We start from the raw sequence: 15,311 nt of genomic DNA, 5'->3' as shown, positions 1-15,311 counted from the left end.
AAATGGTAATAATTGCCGGTAATGTGCTTAACCTTTCGCCTTTAACCTTTCAGCTTTCACCTTTTTTTTAACCTTTCGCCTTTTATCTTTCGTTATCCTGTTTTTTCAGACCTTTTGCCTTTCGCCTTTTACCTTTTCCTTTCGGCTTTTTTTCTTAATTTTGTGCTTCCTTTCAAAAAAACGATATTACATTGGAGCACCAGGAATTAACCACCGTTGAAACCGCCAAAGATTTAGGCTTACTACCCGAAGAATTTGAACGTATAAAAGAAATATTAGGGCGCGTGCCCAATTTTACCGAGCTGTCTATATTCTCGGTAATGTGGAGCGAGCATTGCTCCTACAAAAACTCAATCACCTGGCTAAAAACTTTACCAAAGGATGGTCCGCGGATGCTGGCCAAGGCAGGTGAAGAAAACGCAGGTTTGGTTGATCTTGGCGGCGGCGTTGGCTGTGCCTTTAAAATAGAATCACATAACCACCCGTCGGCGCTTGAACCCTACCAGGGGGCTGCCACAGGAGTAGGTGGCATCAATCGTGATATATTTACAATGGGAGCAAGGCCAATTGCACAATTAAACTCCCTGCGTTTTGGCGATTTGAGCCTTGACCGTACCAAATGGCTTATTAAAGGTGTTGTTAAAGGCATCAGCCACTACGGTAACGCTTTTGGCATTCCAACTGTTGGCGGTGAGTTGTTTTTCGACGAATGCTATAATGTTAACCCGTTGGTTAATGCTTTCTCGGCAGGAATAGTAAGAGAAGGCGATACCGTATCGGCAACATCATATGGCGTTGGCAACCCGGTTTATATAGTAGGCTCTGCAACCGGTAAAGACGGCATTCACGGAGCAGCTTTCGCATCAAAAGATATTACTGAAGATTCTGTTAACGATCTTCCGGCCGTTCAGGTTGGCGATCCTTTCCAGGAAAAACTATTGCTTGAGGCCACACTTGAAGTTATTAAAACCGGCGCTGTTGTAGGTATGCAGGATATGGGTGCGGCAGGGATCATCTGCTCAAACTCAGAAATGTCTGCCAAGGGCGAACATGGTATGGTTATCTATTTGGATAAAGTGCCAATGCGCCAGGAGCATATGAAACCTTATGAGATCTTGCTTTCCGAATCACAGGAGCGTATGTTGATTGTGGTTCATAAAGGCCGTGAAAAAGAGGTTGAGGCTGTATTTGATAAATGGGATCTGAATTGCGCCATTATTGGTGAAGTAACAGATACCAAACGCCTTGTATATTATATGAATGGCGAAATGGTTGCCGATGTACCTGCCGACGACCTTGTGTTAGGCGGAGGCGCCCCGGTTTATGAACGCGAATACCGCGAGCCGGCTTACTTTGCTGAAAACCAAAAATTTAAAATTGAAGATGTTGAAGAACCTGCAGACCTTATTGCGGTTGCTGAGCATTTGATAGGTCACCCCAATATTGCTTCAAAAAGATGGGTGACTGACCAGTACGATTCAATGATCGGCACTTCAACCATGACAACTAACCGCCCATGCGATGCTGCGGTGGTTGCTGTTAAAGATACTGACAAAGCAATTGTTATTACGGTTGACTGCCAATCCCGCTATGTGTATGCCGATCCGCAAAAAGGTACCGCTATTGCAGTTGCCGAAGCGGCCCGTAATATAACCTGCGCCGGTGGCGAACCCGTTGCCATAACCAATTGCCTTAACTTTGGTAACCCATACAAACCTGAAGTTTACTGGCAGTTTGTTGGAGCCATTAAAGGAATGGGCGAAGCCTGCCGCAAATTTGAAACCCCTGTTACCGGTGGTAACGTAAGCTTTTATAACCAATCAACAGATGATGGGCCGGTATTTCCAACACCTACAATAGGGATGCTTGGCGTAATGGATGACCTGACTAACCTGATGACATCAGACTTTAAACAACCGGGTGATCTAGTTTATCTGGTAGGGGAATCTGTTAATGATATTGCATCGTCACAATACCTGGCATCATACCACAAAATACTGAAAGCACCTGCTCCATATTTTGATTTGGATAAAGAATACGCCATGCACCAGGTTATAAAACAGCTGATCCAGCATAAAGTTATCCAATCGGCTCATGACGTGGCTGATGGCGGCTTATATATTACGCTTATTGAATCGGCCATGCCAAATGGCTTAGGTTTTGAGATTGAAACAGATAGTGATATTCGTAAAGACGCTTTCCTTTTTGGAGAGGCGCAGGGCAGGGTAGTGGTAAGTATTGCACCAAACGACCAGGAGCGCTTCATCGAGCTGATGTCAACCAGTGAAGTTGATTTTAGCCTGCTTGGTACAGTTACTAATGGCACTTTAAATGTTGACGAGGAATTGTTTGGCCATATCACAGATATAAAAATGGTTTATAACAATGTACTGCATGAAATTTTAGGGGCGTAAGAGGAGTCTAAAGTCTTTAGTCGAAAGTCTGGAGTCAAAAAAACAAAAATGGAATTTCGTAGAGACGCGATGCTTCGCGTCTCCCGCTGATAGGTTTGTAATGTGTTATATTAAATATTAGGCGCAGCATGCTTAAGCTAAACCGGGTACACCATATCGCTATTATCTGTTCAGATTATGAAAGATCTAAACATTTTTATAGTGTTGTACTTGGTTTAAAAATAGTTCGCGAAGTTTATCGCGAAGAAAGACAATCATACAAGCTTGATCTGGAAGTGGGAAACCTATACCAGGTCGAGCTTTTTTCATTTCCAGATCCACCTGCAAGGCCATCCCGGCCAGAGGCTGTGGGTTTGCGTCATTTAGCATTTGAGGTGGATGACATTGAAGAGGCAATAGCTCGTATTAAAAGCTTTGATATTATTATTGAACCAATAAGGATAGATGAGTTTACAGGCAAACGCTTTACCTTTTTTGCTGATCCGGATGGGTTGCCTGTTGAGCTTTACGAGAAATAAGCAATGAGCGGCATTTTTCAATTTAAACAATTCAGTGTTGACCAATCGGGTTGCGCCATGAAGATCAATACCGATGGCGTGTTGCTTGGGGCAATTGCTGCAGAAGATAATCCCGGAAGGATATTGGATGTTGGCACTGGTACCGGTGTTATTGCCTTAATGCTTGCGCAAAGATTTGTCAATGCAGAAATTGATGCTGTTGAAATTGATATATCAGCAGCCGAAACCGCTGCAAAAAATTTTAAGAGTTCCGCTTTTAGCGAACGACTACATATCTTCCCCAATGGCATTGAGACTTTTTTTGACGAGCACCCTGATTATAAATATGACCTCATCATATCCAATCCGCCGTTTTATATAAATTCGCTTGAATCGCCAAAGGCAAAAAAAACGCTGGCAAAACATACGGATGCGGATTTTTTTGAAGGGTTAATAAAAAATATAGCGGAGCATTTGTCGCTCAAAGGCTTATGTTGGCTGATCCTGCCTGTTCAAACTGCAACACTGATTAAGGATTTGGCGATGCAAAATGACCTGTATCCACAAAAAACAATTGTTATCCGCTCATTTGAAAATTCAGAACCGCATCGCGCAATTGTATGTTTTGGATTCAAAGACGTTTTGCCGCAAACAGCTAACTTTACCATTTATGAAGCAGAGGGCATTTATTCTGATGAGTATAAAACTTTATTACAACCGTATTTCTTGAACTTTTAATTTTTTTGATTAATAAATGACTAAAATAGGCCTCATTTCCGACACTCACAGCTACCTCGACGATGCAGTTTTTAAACACTTTGAAAACTGTGACGAGATCTGGCATGCCGGAGATTTTGGCAATATTGAAGTAGCGGATCAGCTTGCCGCTTTTAAACCATTCAAGGGCGTTTACGGCAATATTGATGGCGCTGATATACGGATAACCTATCCCGAAAACCTAAGATTTAAATGCGAAAACGTAGATGTTTGGATAACACATATTGGGGGCTACCCGGATAGATACAGCGCTCAGGTAAAGCCTGAAATTTATACCAATCCGCCGCAACTATTTATCTGCGGTCATTCGCACATTTTAAAAGTTATTTACGATAAAAAGATCAGCTGCCTGCACCTAAATCCCGGCGCCGCAGGTAAACAAGGCTGGCAAAAGGTCCGTACATTAATGAGGTTTTCAATTAACGAGGATAAGATCCAGGACCTGCAGATCATTGAATTGGTAGGGAAGTAGTGTTTGTACCCAATAACTTTTTAATCGGTGAAATCAAACCAAAATCGGTGAAATCAAAAAAAATCACAACAAACTAGCCTTCGCATTTTCCATTTCAAAAACAGAATCAACCAGCAGATTTTTCTGTTTTCCTGCTGCCACAGCCAAAACATCGCAACGCTCATTTTCAGGATGACCGTTATGCCCGCGTACCCATACGAATTTTATTTTATGCAGCTTGCTTACATCAAGATAGCGCAGCCAAAGGTCTTTATTCTTTTTACCGGCAAAGCCTTTTAACAGCCAGCCATTTACCCACTTTTTTTCGATGGAGTCAATCACATATTTGGAGTCGGAGAAGATGGTAACATCCTGGTTAGGGGTTTTTAAAGCTTCGAGGCCTTTAATAACAGCCATCAGCTCCATGCGGTTATTGGTGGTTTTTCGGAAACCTTCGGAAAGTTCCTTATAATGTTTGCCCGAACGCAAAATTACCCCATAACCACCAGGTCCCGGGTTTCCGCTTGATGCTCCGTCTGTAAATATTTCGATCATTTGTTAGTTCATGGTTCATAGTTGAAGGTTCATAGCCAAAATAGCCATTAACAGCAACTAATCATTACGCCAAAAATAGAAAATAAATCAGGTCGGTCCATGAACTTTTGGCAATGAACTATGAACCATTAGCTATCAACTTTTTTCCTCTTCAGCCTCAATGAATTCCCAATAACCACCACATCACTGAAAGCCATAGTGAATGCGCCAAGCATCGGGTTTAGGAAACCTAATGCAGCAACAGGGATGGCAATAATGTTATAGGCAAATGCCCAGAAAAGATTTTGTTTTATAGTAAGCAACGTGTGCTTGCTGATCTGCAGGAATTTAACAACTGAATGCAGGTCGGTATTCAACAATATAACCCGGGCGGATTGGATGGCTACTTGGCTGGCATCGTTCATAGATACCCCTACATCAGCCTTGGTTAGGGCGGGGGCATCATTAATGCCGTCGCCTATCATAACGGTTTTGCCCTTTTGTTTGTAAATGTCAATAACAGTCAGCTTTTCTTCCGGAAGCTTTTCTGAATGCACATCGTCAATACCTATCAGTTTTGCGACTTTCAAACACCGGTTATTTTTATCACCACTTAACAATACCGGGATGATGTTCATTTTTTTTAGCTGTGCGATAAGCATTGCCGCGTCAGGTTTAATTTCATCATCAATTGCTATTTGAGCAAGCAGCTTTTGATTTTTGTAGAGCGAAATATTAAAACCACTTTCATCAGCAGCTTTGCCTGAGCCCAGGAAGTAATGATTGCCTTCCACATCCTCGGCCCGCATGCCCAACCCTTTTTCTTCCTTCGCAGCTTTTAATATGACTTTGACTTGCGGTAAAGTTTTTAGCTCATTCACTAACGATTTTGCGATAGGATGGCTTGACCGTTCTTCAATAGCCATAATGACGCCCCTTATCTGCTCTACACTTGCATCGCCTTCCGCTTTTATTTCATTTATGCGGAACTTACCGGTGGTTAATGTCCCGGTTTTATCAAATACAACATATTTGGTATGGGCAACGGCCTCAATAGTATCGCCACCCTTTATCAGGATGCCGTTTTTTGCAGCACGACCCAGCCCCACCATAACGGCGGTAGGCGTAGCCAGTCCCATTGCGCAGGGGCACGAGATCACCAAAACAGCAATAGCATGCATTAGGGCAGCTTGAATGCTGGTATGCCCGGCAAAATAAGTAAGCACAAAGGTTATAACGGAAATTAAAATAACAGCCGGAACAAATATGGAAGCTACTTTATCACCCAATTTTTGCACTGGCGGTTTGGCTGCCTGAGCTTTTTTCATCAGCTCGATGATCTGGGCCAACACTGTGTTTGAGCCAACCTTGGTAGCCAGCATGGTTATATTGCCGTGCTGTATAATGGTGCCGCCAATAACGGTAGCATATTTTTCTTTTTCAACCGGCAGGCTCTCGCCTGTAAGCATAGCTTCATCAACAGAGGCACTGCCTGAAAGTACTTCGCCATCAACAGGGATCTTATCACCCTGGTTCACTATCAGCGTATCACCCGGGCGAACATCTTTTGCGCTGATAATTTCTACTTCGCCGTTTATAACCCGGTTTGCGTTTACCTGCTGAATTTTTATAAGATCTTTTACTGCTGATGTTGTTTGGGTAACCGATCGTTTTTCAAACACATTACCCAGCAATACCAATGTAATAATGGTAGCGCAGGTTTCGTAAAACTGGTACTGTTCGCCCATGTTTTGAAGGGTCCCCACCAAACTGTAAATGAAAGCAGCGGTTGATCCCACAAATATCAGCACATCCATATTGGGCACGCCGCCTCTGATGGAGTTAATGGCGCTTTTGCCAAAATGCAGGCATCCCACCAAAAAAACAGGCAGGCAGAGTAATAATTGCACTATTGGGTTATGCAAAAAGTGCCAGGGCAAAACCATATGCAGCAGCAGGGGAGCTGTAAGTATGGCACAGAAGATGAATTTATTCTCCACCTTTTCATAAAAAGGGGTGATCTGTGTTGCAGGATCATCCACCACTTTAAAACCCAGGCCTTCAATATCTTTGATAATGCCGGGAAGGCTTGTAGTGTCGTTATTGGAAAACTTTACCTCTTCGCTGGCAAAATCAACAAGGATGTTGCTTAATCCCTTTTTCTCCAAAAGCTTATGGATGGACAAGGCGCAATTGTTACAATGCATCCCGGTTACATTAAGTTCAATCAATTGTTCTGCCATAATACAAAGCTACCCTTGTTTGCAGCTATTTGGGTAAACTGATTGTAATATTAGTTTTTAAAGGCTGTGAAAGGTTATGGAGAGGTTGTAAGCGTTCTAGTGTTGTAAGTATTGGAAAATCAATGCTTTTTAGATCCTTTTAGACTACTGCAACAACTACAACCTTTACAACTTACTGCAACAACTACAACCTTTACAACTTAAAACAAAAAAGACTTTGCAAATTAGCTTAAGATTCCTATTTTTGCACTCTCCAAAACGGTAGATGTAGCTCAGTTGGTTAGAGCATCGGTTTGTGGTACCGAGGGTCGTGGGTTCGAGCCCCATCATTTACCCCCTTTATAAAAGTCCTTTTACACCTGTAAAAGGGCTTTTTTTATGCCCTCAGGGCAGATTTTCGATAAAAATGAAATTCGTCAGTTGAAAGCTGATGCGTTGTGTTAAACTCGAAAAACTGCCCAACTTGACGAAAATGTTTTACAAATGTTTTACAATGGAATTCGTCAGTATGGCTACAATCAAGGAAGTGGTTCTCAAACACCACAAAAAGGAGGACGGTACTTATAATATTAAGTACAGGTTGACTCACAATCGTAAAATAACTTACATTAACACGAATTATTTTGCAGGGGAAAAGCAACTTAAAAAAGACTTTACTGTAAAAGACAAGTTTTTGCTTTCTGCAATTTCTACAGAAATCGCGAAATATCGGATGAGGTTGCTGGAGCTGGATAGCTTGCTAGTCCATTTGGAAGTAAAAGAATTGGCAAACCGGCTTACACAAACCGAAGAAAATTTTGTAATTGATATTATAGCCTTTGGGAGGCAATATGTAAACGAGCTGTTAGAACAAGGAAGGAAAGGAACTGCCCATCCGATATTAACAGTTATCAATAGCCTGTGTGATTATTTCGGAAGTCAAAAGGTAGAGATTGATAGAATCAATTCATTGATGTTGCCCGGCTATGAAAAGTACTTGCGGAAAGAAAGAAAGTTCAAACGTAAAAATCAGTTTGGAAATGATGTAGAATATGTCAGCAAAGGACTTTCGGACTCAGGACTTCATAATCACATGCGTGACCTGAGAACGCTTTTTAATGCAGCAAGGAATAGATTTAACGACGAAGACAGAGGATTGATTAGGATTAAGCATTATCCCTTTAAAAGACATAAAATTATAGATGCTCCGATGACAGCAAAAAGGGCATTAAGTATTAAACAAATTATTTTAATACGGGAATTCAAATGTACTCCAGGTTCGCGCGAGGAATTAGCAAAGGAAACCTTTCTCCTGTCATTTTACATGTGCGGTATGAACGCTAAGGATATTTATGACCTTTCCCAAGCCTCAATTGTGAAAAACCGGGTTAATTATAATAGATCAAAAACTAGGAAACGAAGAAAGGATAGTGCTTTTATAAGTATAAATCTTATCCCGGAAGCGTCTCCGCTATTGTTCAAATATATCAACCGACTCCGGGAAAGATATGCCGAATCAAGTAATTTTAATAAAGCACTGAATAAAGGGTTGAAGGAAATCGGTGAGGCCACAGGTATAACCTCATTGACTATGTATTGTGCCCGTCATTCGTTTGGTAGCATAGCCCGCAATGAATGTCGGTTTTCGAAGGATGATGTAGGCTTCGCATTAAATCACATTGATCAAAACACAAGAACGACAGATATATATATTAAACCTGATTGGCGTATAATTGATGATGTCCAGTTTAAGGTTGTGTCCTTGTTAACTAAAAAAAGCAAGAATAAACAAGCTGGTTAAACATTTCCCTGATACTGCATTAAATGGTCTACTACTTCTAAACGGGTTAATCACCATCAGATTTGCATAAATCTTATCAAATTTGTGAAAGCAAATTATTATTGATCGCGAATGTTGCCAGCTGGCTGATGCTGTTTATACCAATCTTCCTGAAGATATTTTTGCGGTGAGTCTTCACCGTATGCTCTGATATAAATAGCTGTCCAGCTATATCGGCGCTTGTCTTTCCGTTGATGATCAAGCGGATAATCTCCAATTCCCTTTCACTCAGATTGAACATGGGATATTTGTCTTTTTCGGCGAAGTCCTTGATGGTATCAAAATAAGATCTGCCCGAAGTAACCCTTTCGATTGCATCGATCAGGTCCTGACTGCCCCGGCTTTTCAGGAGACAGCCATCTGCTCCGGCGTTGATCAATTGGTCAACATAAGTCTTTTCCGGAAACATAGTTAAAATTATTACTTTGGTGGCCGGGAAATGTTTTTTAATCCATTCTGTACACTGTATGCCATTCATTTTAGGCATGTTTATATCCAATATCACCACATCTGACCTTCTGACTGAGATTAAATCAACGAGTTCCTGGCCATTGCCGGCCGTTCCGATGATCTGCCAATTAGGCTGTGCCCGTAATATCTCTTTCAATCCGTCCACGACGATAGCGTGGTCATCGGCAATATATATCGATAGTTTATCCATGGTTTGTGATTTCTATAATACAGGTAGTTCCGTTAGGAGAAGAATCTAAGGTTAACTTGCCACCGACCTGCCCGGTCCTGGTCTGTATATTTTGGAGGCCCATTCCTCTTTTTACGGTCTCCAGGTCGAAGCCTTGCCCGTTATCCTCATAAATAAGTGTTATATCCTCATCTATTTGGGTGAGTTCGATCCGTGCAAGTGTGGCGGCACTATGTTTTAATGTATTGGTCAGCAGTTCCTGAATGATGCGATATAGGTGTAGGGAACACGTTTCCGGGACAGGCCTCTGAATATCGACAACCGGCGTAATCGTTAATTTGCCGGAAGCGGTGATCGCTTCACTTAGATGTTCAACAGCCACTTTTAACCCGAAGCCAGCTAGTGTGCGAAGGTCAAGCTCATGAGAAAGTTTACGCACTTCTTCTCCAAGCGTGATAGAAACCTCATTGATCTTGCGGTTAAGACGGTCAATATCTTCTTGCTTGTCCTTATTCAGTGAAAGGTCACTATAGATCTTTAGAGTGGCTAATAAGCCGCCGATGTTATCATGCAATTCAGCGGCAATGCGTTTGCGTTCCTGCTCCTGTCCTTCGATTACAAGATACGCGGATTGCAGTTCCTGTTTTTGAACTAGTTTTTCGATTTCCCGAAATTCTTCGGCTTTTCGGGCCAGTTTACGCTGAAAGGCCAATGCAAAACCGATGATGGCCATCATCATCAGGGTAAGCACCGCCGTCCCGATGATCAAATAACTTCCTTGTGTTAATCCAACCTCGCCCGCCATAATCCGTAAGTGATCAATATATTTTTAAAGATATTCGATATGCACATGAATATCCAGGCATTGTGAAAAAAACCTTCTGCCTTGCCCGAAAGTATTTCCGTTCCAAGAAGATAGGTAAATAGGGAGCCTGCGGCATAGATGAGCCATCCTGCATTGATAATAAAATCCGGTCTTTGCTCCAAAGGAGAACGGTCATTTTCATTGTTATACAAACGAAACAAATAAGTAATACCCATGATCATAATAAACCCCATATTAAGCGCCCAGGCATACGAATTGAAATCTAATAAATGTTTAAGGCGGGTCAAACAATAAACATTCGATGCGAGCAAAAGCAATGCTCCCCATACGTAAACTCTTTTAAAAATTAATCGACTGTAAAAACAATAGACGATTATAATTTCATTTATGCCTATAAAATGATAAAGCAGCATGTTATTGTGGCCCATTTTAGCGGTAATTACTGAGGCTAACTTTAATATCGCGGACGTTACTAAAAATACCCCCAGAATTCTATAATGTTCTTTCTTCCTTGTGAAGATCAGCCATGCAGTCATTGGCACCGTTTCAGACAGGTCTGAAGTTTCGGAAACAATAAAAGTAATGGTTGTGAATAAATCCATCACTAAATGTAACCATAGTAGACAGATAACTCACAACCCTATCCGGAAAATTATTTAAGATAAAATCCTGTCTTGCATTCGTTTGGACAAGGCATGCCGTCGCTCAAAACCAACATGGGATCTATCGCATCATGTATGGTAGGAACATCTTGTCCGTTGGCTAAAACAGGTATGATAAGAACGTCTGCTAAAAGTCTCGTATCATCTGGTGGCGGCAGAGATGGCCTAACACACATAGCTTCATAGATCCTTACGCCAGTAATCTGGTCTGCCGCAGCCAGGCCAGTATTATAAGCGTCAATTTTGTCCATAAATGTTTTGAAGCAATTTAAGCCAAACAACTGCCCGTATATTAGTTTCGGGTCAGTACGTGAATAGCCGGTAACATTAAAGTAGTCGTCCAAACGCTGCTTTGCGTCTGGTTGACTAAAAAATGTACCGATGTCGGCCATATCAGTTGTAGCCAGGGTGCAGATATCATTCTTTGTCGTAAAGTTTGCTCTCTTCAGTGTAATAGTTTTCTTTTTCATTGTCTTGTTTTTTATTTGGTTTCCTCAAATATCAGGTGATTAATTGGTGCTTTCTATACCCTTCAGGTGGTATTAGCTTTATTTTAAGAGGTATTCCAAATACCGCTTTCCGAAGTAGTGTATACCCCTTGTTTGGTATTGAATACTTCTTCGCCTACCCTCAACTTTGATAAAAAAATTGAAATCATGATAGCAGACATTTCCAAATTAGTTTCGTTGATCCTGGGGATCAGCATTGCAGGCGACCGATTGGTTACGCTCGTTAAAACCATTTTTCCAAACCTGGCCGCGCCTCCCGCCACTGCCGGGAACCCTCCGGCTGATACGGCGACGCCAATCTTCAAAAAAGTGTTGCTTATGGTTATCGCCTTTTTATGTTGCTGGCTAACGGCATATTTAGTCATAAGTAATATGGATAAAAGCACGGTTGATGCACTCCACCTTGCTAAGTATCCTGAATGGTTGATCGGTTTGCTCGCCAGTGGCGGTTCCGCATTCTGGACGAACGTGTTGGGTTACCTAAGTGGGCTGAAGGACTTAAGCGCTCAAAAAGCTTTCCAGGCAAAATTTCTTAACGACGCTCAAAAAGCGCTACCTCTTGGTGTAGATAAAATAAAAACTGACACCATACATAAAGCCTCTGTCCCGATGAAATCCGTTCGTTTTACGGCAGCCTTTACTGAAGCACCTGGAACTTTATCCGTCACCATTACTAACGGTCCCCAAATCAACTTTAATGCAGACGGCTATCAGGACGTAGACCTTCCTGTTGGAAAAGTTGATTTTACCGTATCCGGTGCAGCGTCGCCAGGGCCAGAGGGCGGCGCAACCTTAACGATCGATGGGGTCAGGAATAGCAATTCACCTTTGAAGTATGGCCCGGGTATCATTAATGTCGATAACCAAACCATGTCAGTTTAACCACGCACTTAACCTTGTACTCCGATGAAACAAAAAATTAATCTCCTTATTTGTTGCTTCCTGTTAATCTCAGGTATAGCATCTGCCCAAACTGTTGCCGGAACTACCCAGGCAGCAGAAAGCGATGCCAATAAGACCAAAACCGGCGCCACTGAAGACGTACTTGCCAATTATTTTCAGCTCGCCGCGAAGAGCATTACCAGCACAAATAGCGGTGTGCAGGTCAAGCTCAATTGGTTCGCACTAAATATGCAATCTGACAGATATGCAAGTAAGAACTACCTGAATTCTACCTGGCAGCGAAAAGGTGAATTTGTGGGGTTTGGTGGTGTTAACTCCTGGCAGGGTGGCTTTAATTACAATGTGCTAAACCGCCGTGATACGACTTTAGCTAATTATTCTGAAGCCTATGTCGCCTACCAGCCGGAAGAAGGTAAAATCACCCAGGCGGCGATCCACAAATTTGAGTCGGCAATAAATGTTGGCCTAGCAGAAAGCTTAACCAAACTTGCAAGTGACTTATTCCAAGCCGGGCAACCTGTTACTGACCTGAAAGATAAAATTAATACGGCTAAACCAGGATTATTGCAAGGTTTGCCATCTGATGGTGGATATGTCAGTGACATACAGAAAGCACTCAATGATGCGATCAATGCACATGGCGCAAACGGCCCTAACCTGCCAGCTGCTGTTACGGATGCGATAGCTTATGATGTACCTTTTCTTACCGAGGAAGCGCTTTCTACGCTTATAAATTTCCACGGGAGTTCACAGCCTGGGAATCGTCCTTTTACCAGTTTTATCACGGATCAGCAAGTAACAGACTTGAATAAATTCCTGGACGACGGCGTTAAAAACAACAAGGTACTTCATAATGCACTTGGCGCAAATACCCTTGCGGACGTTCATCAGGCTATCGAAAAGAAATATCGCTTACTTATCCAAAAAGTTTCTCGGAGGCCATTGCTGACCTTTGGCTATTTATATACCGGAGGCACCGGCAAAGTACTCGATAGCCATACCGGCGGACTTACCTACATCCAGAGTTTTGGCGGTACCGACATTCAAAAAATCGGGCAATTGAAAGCATCCCTAACAGATACTTTAACCAGTAGCGATCCTAAGGGTGTAGTACGTAATCTTGATAGAAATATCATCGCCTTTCAGGCTGGTTACAACCAAGTGCTGGTATACGCCAGCAAAATGTCACTGGCGGAATTGAATATTGCTTTGGAAGAAGACAGAGCTACTTCCGGGTATATAGCCAATGCCGATAAAAGTAAGTTTTATTTTGATGCTTACTTCCGGGTCCGGTTACCTCAGACACCATGGGTTAAATTAAATTTAAAATACGACCCTAAGAAGAATAACCTGTTAGGGCTTTTAGATTTTACCTATAATCTCGATAAGTAAGTAGATAATATGAAAAGGAGGCGCTTGAAGCGGTTACCCTTAGCGGTAAAATGGATGAAGGTTTCCATCCTGGACAGGAAATAATTTTGGTAGATAGAAAAACCAGAAGATATTGCCCTCAGTTTATTGAACGCGTCGTGGAGGTTGGAGATGGAAATTGTGTGCTTGACCTTTATTATTGGTAAAATCGAAATACAAAAGAAAACGGGCCCCAGCCCGTTTTCTTTTGTATAAACACTTAATCCTTTAATGATCATGGTAATCCGCAAGCCATATCATGGTAAAAAGTAACCTGTAATGAACATGGAGCCCATGATTATTTAGATTGGTCATTATTCAAATCGCTCGGATCAGGTCGTTCTATGGAATAACATAGCCGGAGAAGTGTTGAAGTATATATCCATTAATGATAATGATCTGTTAAAAAGAAGAGATTAAGTATTTGGTACTAATCAGCCTTCGTGAATTCACCGGAGGCTTTAAAGGTAACTTCATCACTGAGTACCGCGGACGGATACCCGCTCGCGAAGGCAAAATATGACCGCTTGATGACTCCTGTAGCAATGAATCCCGAGGTGGTCTTTTTATTTTTGGGATTAACCACGGTGCCACGGTAAACCAGGTCGAACACGACAGGCTTAACAACACCGTGCAGCGCCATATTTCCGGTTACCTGATAGTGGTTTTTACTGGTTGATTTTATCCCGGTGCTGGTGAAAACGACTGCGGGGTACTTTTCGGCCTCAAAAAAATGTTCTGACTTCAGGTCTTTATCGCGGTAATCGTTATTCGTATTAACTGAGTTGGTATAAGCGTTAAAATCAAATTTCGCATCACTGAAATCCGGTTTCGTAGCTGTAATTGTTGCGTCGAATTCGGTAAATGAACCGTCAACATCGGATATGGTAAGGTGGGTGATGGTAAAAGTGATGTGGGAATGCAATTTGTCAGCCTTCCAGGTCTGGGAAAAAGCGGCGGTTTGAATGATAATTGCTGCCGCGAGCATCAGTATTTTTTTCATTATGTAAGAGTTTTGTTGATTTAATATTTGTTGATCTGTGTTTGATTATACCGGCATTTATTAACCATTAGCCGGTGGTTGTACGGTATGGGCATGACGGGCGACCATCCACCACTTGCCTTCGATATTCATCCATACATCGGTATAACGGCGGTGCCAGGTTTTACCTGCATCCGGGGAGGTGCCTTTAGGTACAACCGTTTCGTTACCCATCACAATAACGGTATTTCCATGTACCCGAACCACTTCGATATTCCGGACGAAAGAGGAATACGTTACGATACCTTTCCGGATACGTTCTCCGCCATCTACCTGGTTAAATTGATTGTTAATGATAAAATCGTCCGGCCAGAAACTATTGATAGCAGCCGTATCACCTTTGAAGTTTGCCTCCGCCTGTGCCTGATCAAGCTTCCTTACTTGAGCTTCGATCGCTTTTTTTTCCTTAACACTCTGTGCGAATGTCATACTTGTTGAACTTAATAGTGCCATGACTATGATTTTTTTTAAGTGTTTCATGATTTGTTACTTTTCTTAATTAATCATTCGTTTTATAATTTATGGGACGAATGCTAACCCAGTTAGTCCTTTAACTTGTATCTAATGAGATGAATTAGTAAATG

At 42.0% G+C, this 15,311-nt stretch carries 16 protein-coding genes and 1 tRNA gene; 8 read left to right on the top strand and 9 right to left on the bottom strand.

The genetic code is table 11. From position 1 onward, the window contains the following. Positions 1-191 precede the first annotated feature (191 nt). The 4 genes from purL to BUE31_RS14505 all read left to right on the top strand — a co-directional run bounded on the left by purL (position 192) and on the right by BUE31_RS14505 (position 4,160). The gene (gene purL, locus BUE31_RS14520) at positions 192-2,414 is read left to right on the top strand and encodes a phosphoribosylformylglycinamidine synthase subunit PurL (RefSeq protein ID WP_083619936.1); all 2,223 of its coding nucleotides are present in this window, start codon (positions 192-194) and stop codon (positions 2,412-2,414) included. Between the two features lie 128 nt (positions 2,415-2,542). Then, positions 2,543-2,932, top strand: a complete 390-nt coding sequence (locus BUE31_RS14515) for an SMU1112c/YaeR family gloxylase I-like metalloprotein (RefSeq protein WP_073404535.1) — start codon at positions 2,543-2,545, stop codon at positions 2,930-2,932. 3 nt (positions 2,933-2,935) lie between these two features. After that, positions 2,936-3,649 (top strand): tRNA1(Val) (adenine(37)-N6)-methyltransferase, encoded by a 714-nt coding sequence (locus BUE31_RS14510; protein ID WP_073404534.1) that lies wholly within the window; start codon positions 2,936-2,938, stop codon positions 3,647-3,649. A 16-nt stretch (positions 3,650-3,665) separates the two neighbouring features. Then, a complete protein-coding gene (locus BUE31_RS14505; RefSeq protein WP_073404533.1) occupies positions 3,666-4,160 on the top strand; it encodes a metallophosphoesterase family protein in 495 nt (164 codons plus the stop codon). Between the two features lie 63 nt (positions 4,161-4,223). Here the strand turns inward: BUE31_RS14505 and rnhA are convergent, their stop codons facing one another. After that, entirely contained in the window at positions 4,224-4,694 is a 471-nt protein-coding gene (rnhA, locus tag BUE31_RS14500; RefSeq protein ID WP_073404532.1) for a ribonuclease HI, read from the bottom strand. A gap of 128 nt (positions 4,695-4,822) precedes the next feature. Further along, complete coding sequence (locus tag BUE31_RS14495) at positions 4,823-6,916, bottom strand: heavy metal translocating P-type ATPase (protein WP_073404531.1); 2,094 nt, start codon at positions 6,914-6,916, stop codon at positions 4,823-4,825. Positions 6,917-7,177: 261 nt separating this feature from the next. Here BUE31_RS14495 and BUE31_RS14490 point away from each other — a divergent pair. Next, positions 7,178-7,251: transfer RNA gene (locus tag BUE31_RS14490), tRNA-His, on the top strand. A gap of 173 nt (positions 7,252-7,424) precedes the next feature. Next, on the top strand, positions 7,425-8,696 hold the full coding sequence (locus BUE31_RS14485; protein WP_234997831.1) for a phage integrase SAM-like domain-containing protein: 1,272 nt from the start codon (positions 7,425-7,427) through the stop codon (positions 8,694-8,696). Between the two features lie 76 nt (positions 8,697-8,772). Here the strand turns inward: BUE31_RS14485 and BUE31_RS14480 are convergent, their stop codons facing one another. The 5 genes from BUE31_RS14480 to BUE31_RS31455 form a co-directional block, all read right to left on the bottom strand. Beyond that, on the bottom strand, positions 8,773-9,396 hold the full coding sequence (locus BUE31_RS14480) for a response regulator transcription factor (RefSeq protein WP_073404529.1): 624 nt from the start codon (positions 9,394-9,396) through the stop codon (positions 8,773-8,775). Continuing rightward, complete coding sequence (locus BUE31_RS14475; protein ID WP_073404528.1) at positions 9,389-10,180, bottom strand: sensor histidine kinase; 792 nt, start codon at positions 10,178-10,180, stop codon at positions 9,389-9,391. The genes BUE31_RS14480 and BUE31_RS14475 overlap by 8 nt, the downstream gene beginning before the upstream one ends. Then, positions 10,159-10,803, bottom strand: coding sequence for a hypothetical protein (locus BUE31_RS14470; RefSeq protein ID WP_073404527.1), 645 nt, complete (start codon positions 10,801-10,803; stop codon positions 10,159-10,161). The genes BUE31_RS14475 and BUE31_RS14470 overlap by 22 nt, the downstream gene beginning before the upstream one ends. Positions 10,804-10,853: 50 nt before the next feature. Next, the gene (locus tag BUE31_RS14465) at positions 10,854-11,333 is read right to left on the bottom strand and encodes a hypothetical protein (protein ID WP_073404526.1); all 480 of its coding nucleotides are present in this window, start codon (positions 11,331-11,333) and stop codon (positions 10,854-10,856) included. Positions 11,334-11,416: 83 nt separating this feature from the next. Beyond that, the gene (locus BUE31_RS31455) at positions 11,417-11,737 is read right to left on the bottom strand and encodes a hypothetical protein (protein ID WP_073404525.1); all 321 of its coding nucleotides are present in this window, start codon (positions 11,735-11,737) and stop codon (positions 11,417-11,419) included. Between the two features lie 7 nt (positions 11,738-11,744). On the opposite strand from BUE31_RS31455, the gene BUE31_RS14455 reads away from it, so the two are divergent. Together BUE31_RS14455 and BUE31_RS14450 are read left to right on the top strand one after the other, a co-directional pair. Further along, positions 11,745-12,254 carry a hypothetical protein gene (locus BUE31_RS14455; RefSeq protein WP_073404524.1) on the top strand — a complete coding sequence of 170 codons (510 nt, stop codon included), beginning with the start codon at positions 11,745-11,747 and terminating at the stop codon, positions 12,252-12,254. A 24-nt stretch (positions 12,255-12,278) separates the two neighbouring features. Beyond that, a complete protein-coding gene (locus BUE31_RS14450; protein ID WP_073404523.1) occupies positions 12,279-13,667 on the top strand; it encodes a hypothetical protein in 1,389 nt (462 codons plus the stop codon). Positions 13,668-14,115: 448 nt separating this feature from the next. Here the strand turns inward: BUE31_RS14450 and BUE31_RS14445 are convergent, their stop codons facing one another. Together BUE31_RS14445 and BUE31_RS14440 are read right to left on the bottom strand one after the other, a co-directional pair. Further along, entirely contained in the window at positions 14,116-14,688 is a 573-nt protein-coding gene (locus tag BUE31_RS14445) for a YceI family protein (protein ID WP_073404522.1), read from the bottom strand. 60 nt (positions 14,689-14,748) lie between these two features. After that, entirely contained in the window at positions 14,749-15,156 is a 408-nt protein-coding gene (locus BUE31_RS14440; RefSeq protein ID WP_073404521.1) for a nuclear transport factor 2 family protein, read from the bottom strand. Between the last annotated feature and the right edge of the window lie 155 nt (positions 15,157-15,311).

This window comes from Mucilaginibacter sp. OK098 (assembly GCF_900142915.1).
Taxonomy (GTDB): Bacteria; Bacteroidota; Bacteroidia; order Sphingobacteriales; family Sphingobacteriaceae; genus Mucilaginibacter.
Note: the sequence above shows the minus strand (reverse complement) of the source record. Positions and strands in the feature narration are given on the sequence as shown.

Bases quoted from the DNA above. Each gene is read 5' to 3' on its own strand.
- BUE31_RS14455 (WP_073404524.1), top strand. From the start codon at position 11,745: ATGGATAAAAGCACGGTTGATGCACTCCACCTTGCTAAGTATCCTGAA.
- BUE31_RS14510 (WP_073404534.1), top strand. From the start codon at position 2,936: ATGAGCGGCATTTTTCAATTTAAACAATTCAGTGTTGACCAATCGGGT.
- BUE31_RS14485 (WP_234997831.1), top strand. From the start codon at position 7,425: ATGGCTACAATCAAGGAAGTGGTTCTCAAACACCACAAAAAGGAGGAC.
- BUE31_RS14465 (WP_073404526.1), bottom strand. From the start codon at position 11,333: ATGAAAAAGAAAACTATTACACTGAAGAGAGCAAACTTTACGACAAAG.
- BUE31_RS14505 (WP_073404533.1), top strand. From the start codon at position 3,666: ATGACTAAAATAGGCCTCATTTCCGACACTCACAGCTACCTCGACGAT.
- BUE31_RS14440 (WP_073404521.1), bottom strand. From the start codon at position 15,156: ATGACATTCGCACAGAGTGTTAAGGAAAAAAAAGCGATCGAAGCTCAA.
- BUE31_RS14475 (WP_073404528.1), bottom strand. From the start codon at position 10,180: ATGGCGGGCGAGGTTGGATTAACACAAGGAAGTTATTTGATCATCGGG.
- BUE31_RS31455 (WP_073404525.1), bottom strand. From the start codon at position 11,737: ATGACTAAATATGCCGTTAGCCAGCAACATAAAAAGGCGATAACCATA.
- BUE31_RS14515 (WP_073404535.1), top strand. From the start codon at position 2,543: ATGCTTAAGCTAAACCGGGTACACCATATCGCTATTATCTGTTCAGAT.
- BUE31_RS14445 (WP_073404522.1), bottom strand. From the start codon at position 14,688: ATGAAAAAAATACTGATGCTCGCGGCAGCAATTATCATTCAAACCGCC.
- BUE31_RS14495 (WP_073404531.1), bottom strand. From the start codon at position 6,916: ATGGCAGAACAATTGATTGAACTTAATGTAACCGGGATGCATTGTAAC.
- BUE31_RS14470 (WP_073404527.1), bottom strand. From the start codon at position 10,803: ATGGATTTATTCACAACCATTACTTTTATTGTTTCCGAAACTTCAGAC.
- rnhA (WP_073404532.1), bottom strand. From the start codon at position 4,694: ATGATCGAAATATTTACAGACGGAGCATCAAGCGGAAACCCGGGACCT.
- BUE31_RS14480 (WP_073404529.1), bottom strand. From the start codon at position 9,396: ATGGATAAACTATCGATATATATTGCCGATGACCACGCTATCGTCGTG.
- BUE31_RS14450 (WP_073404523.1), top strand. From the start codon at position 12,279: ATGAAACAAAAAATTAATCTCCTTATTTGTTGCTTCCTGTTAATCTCA.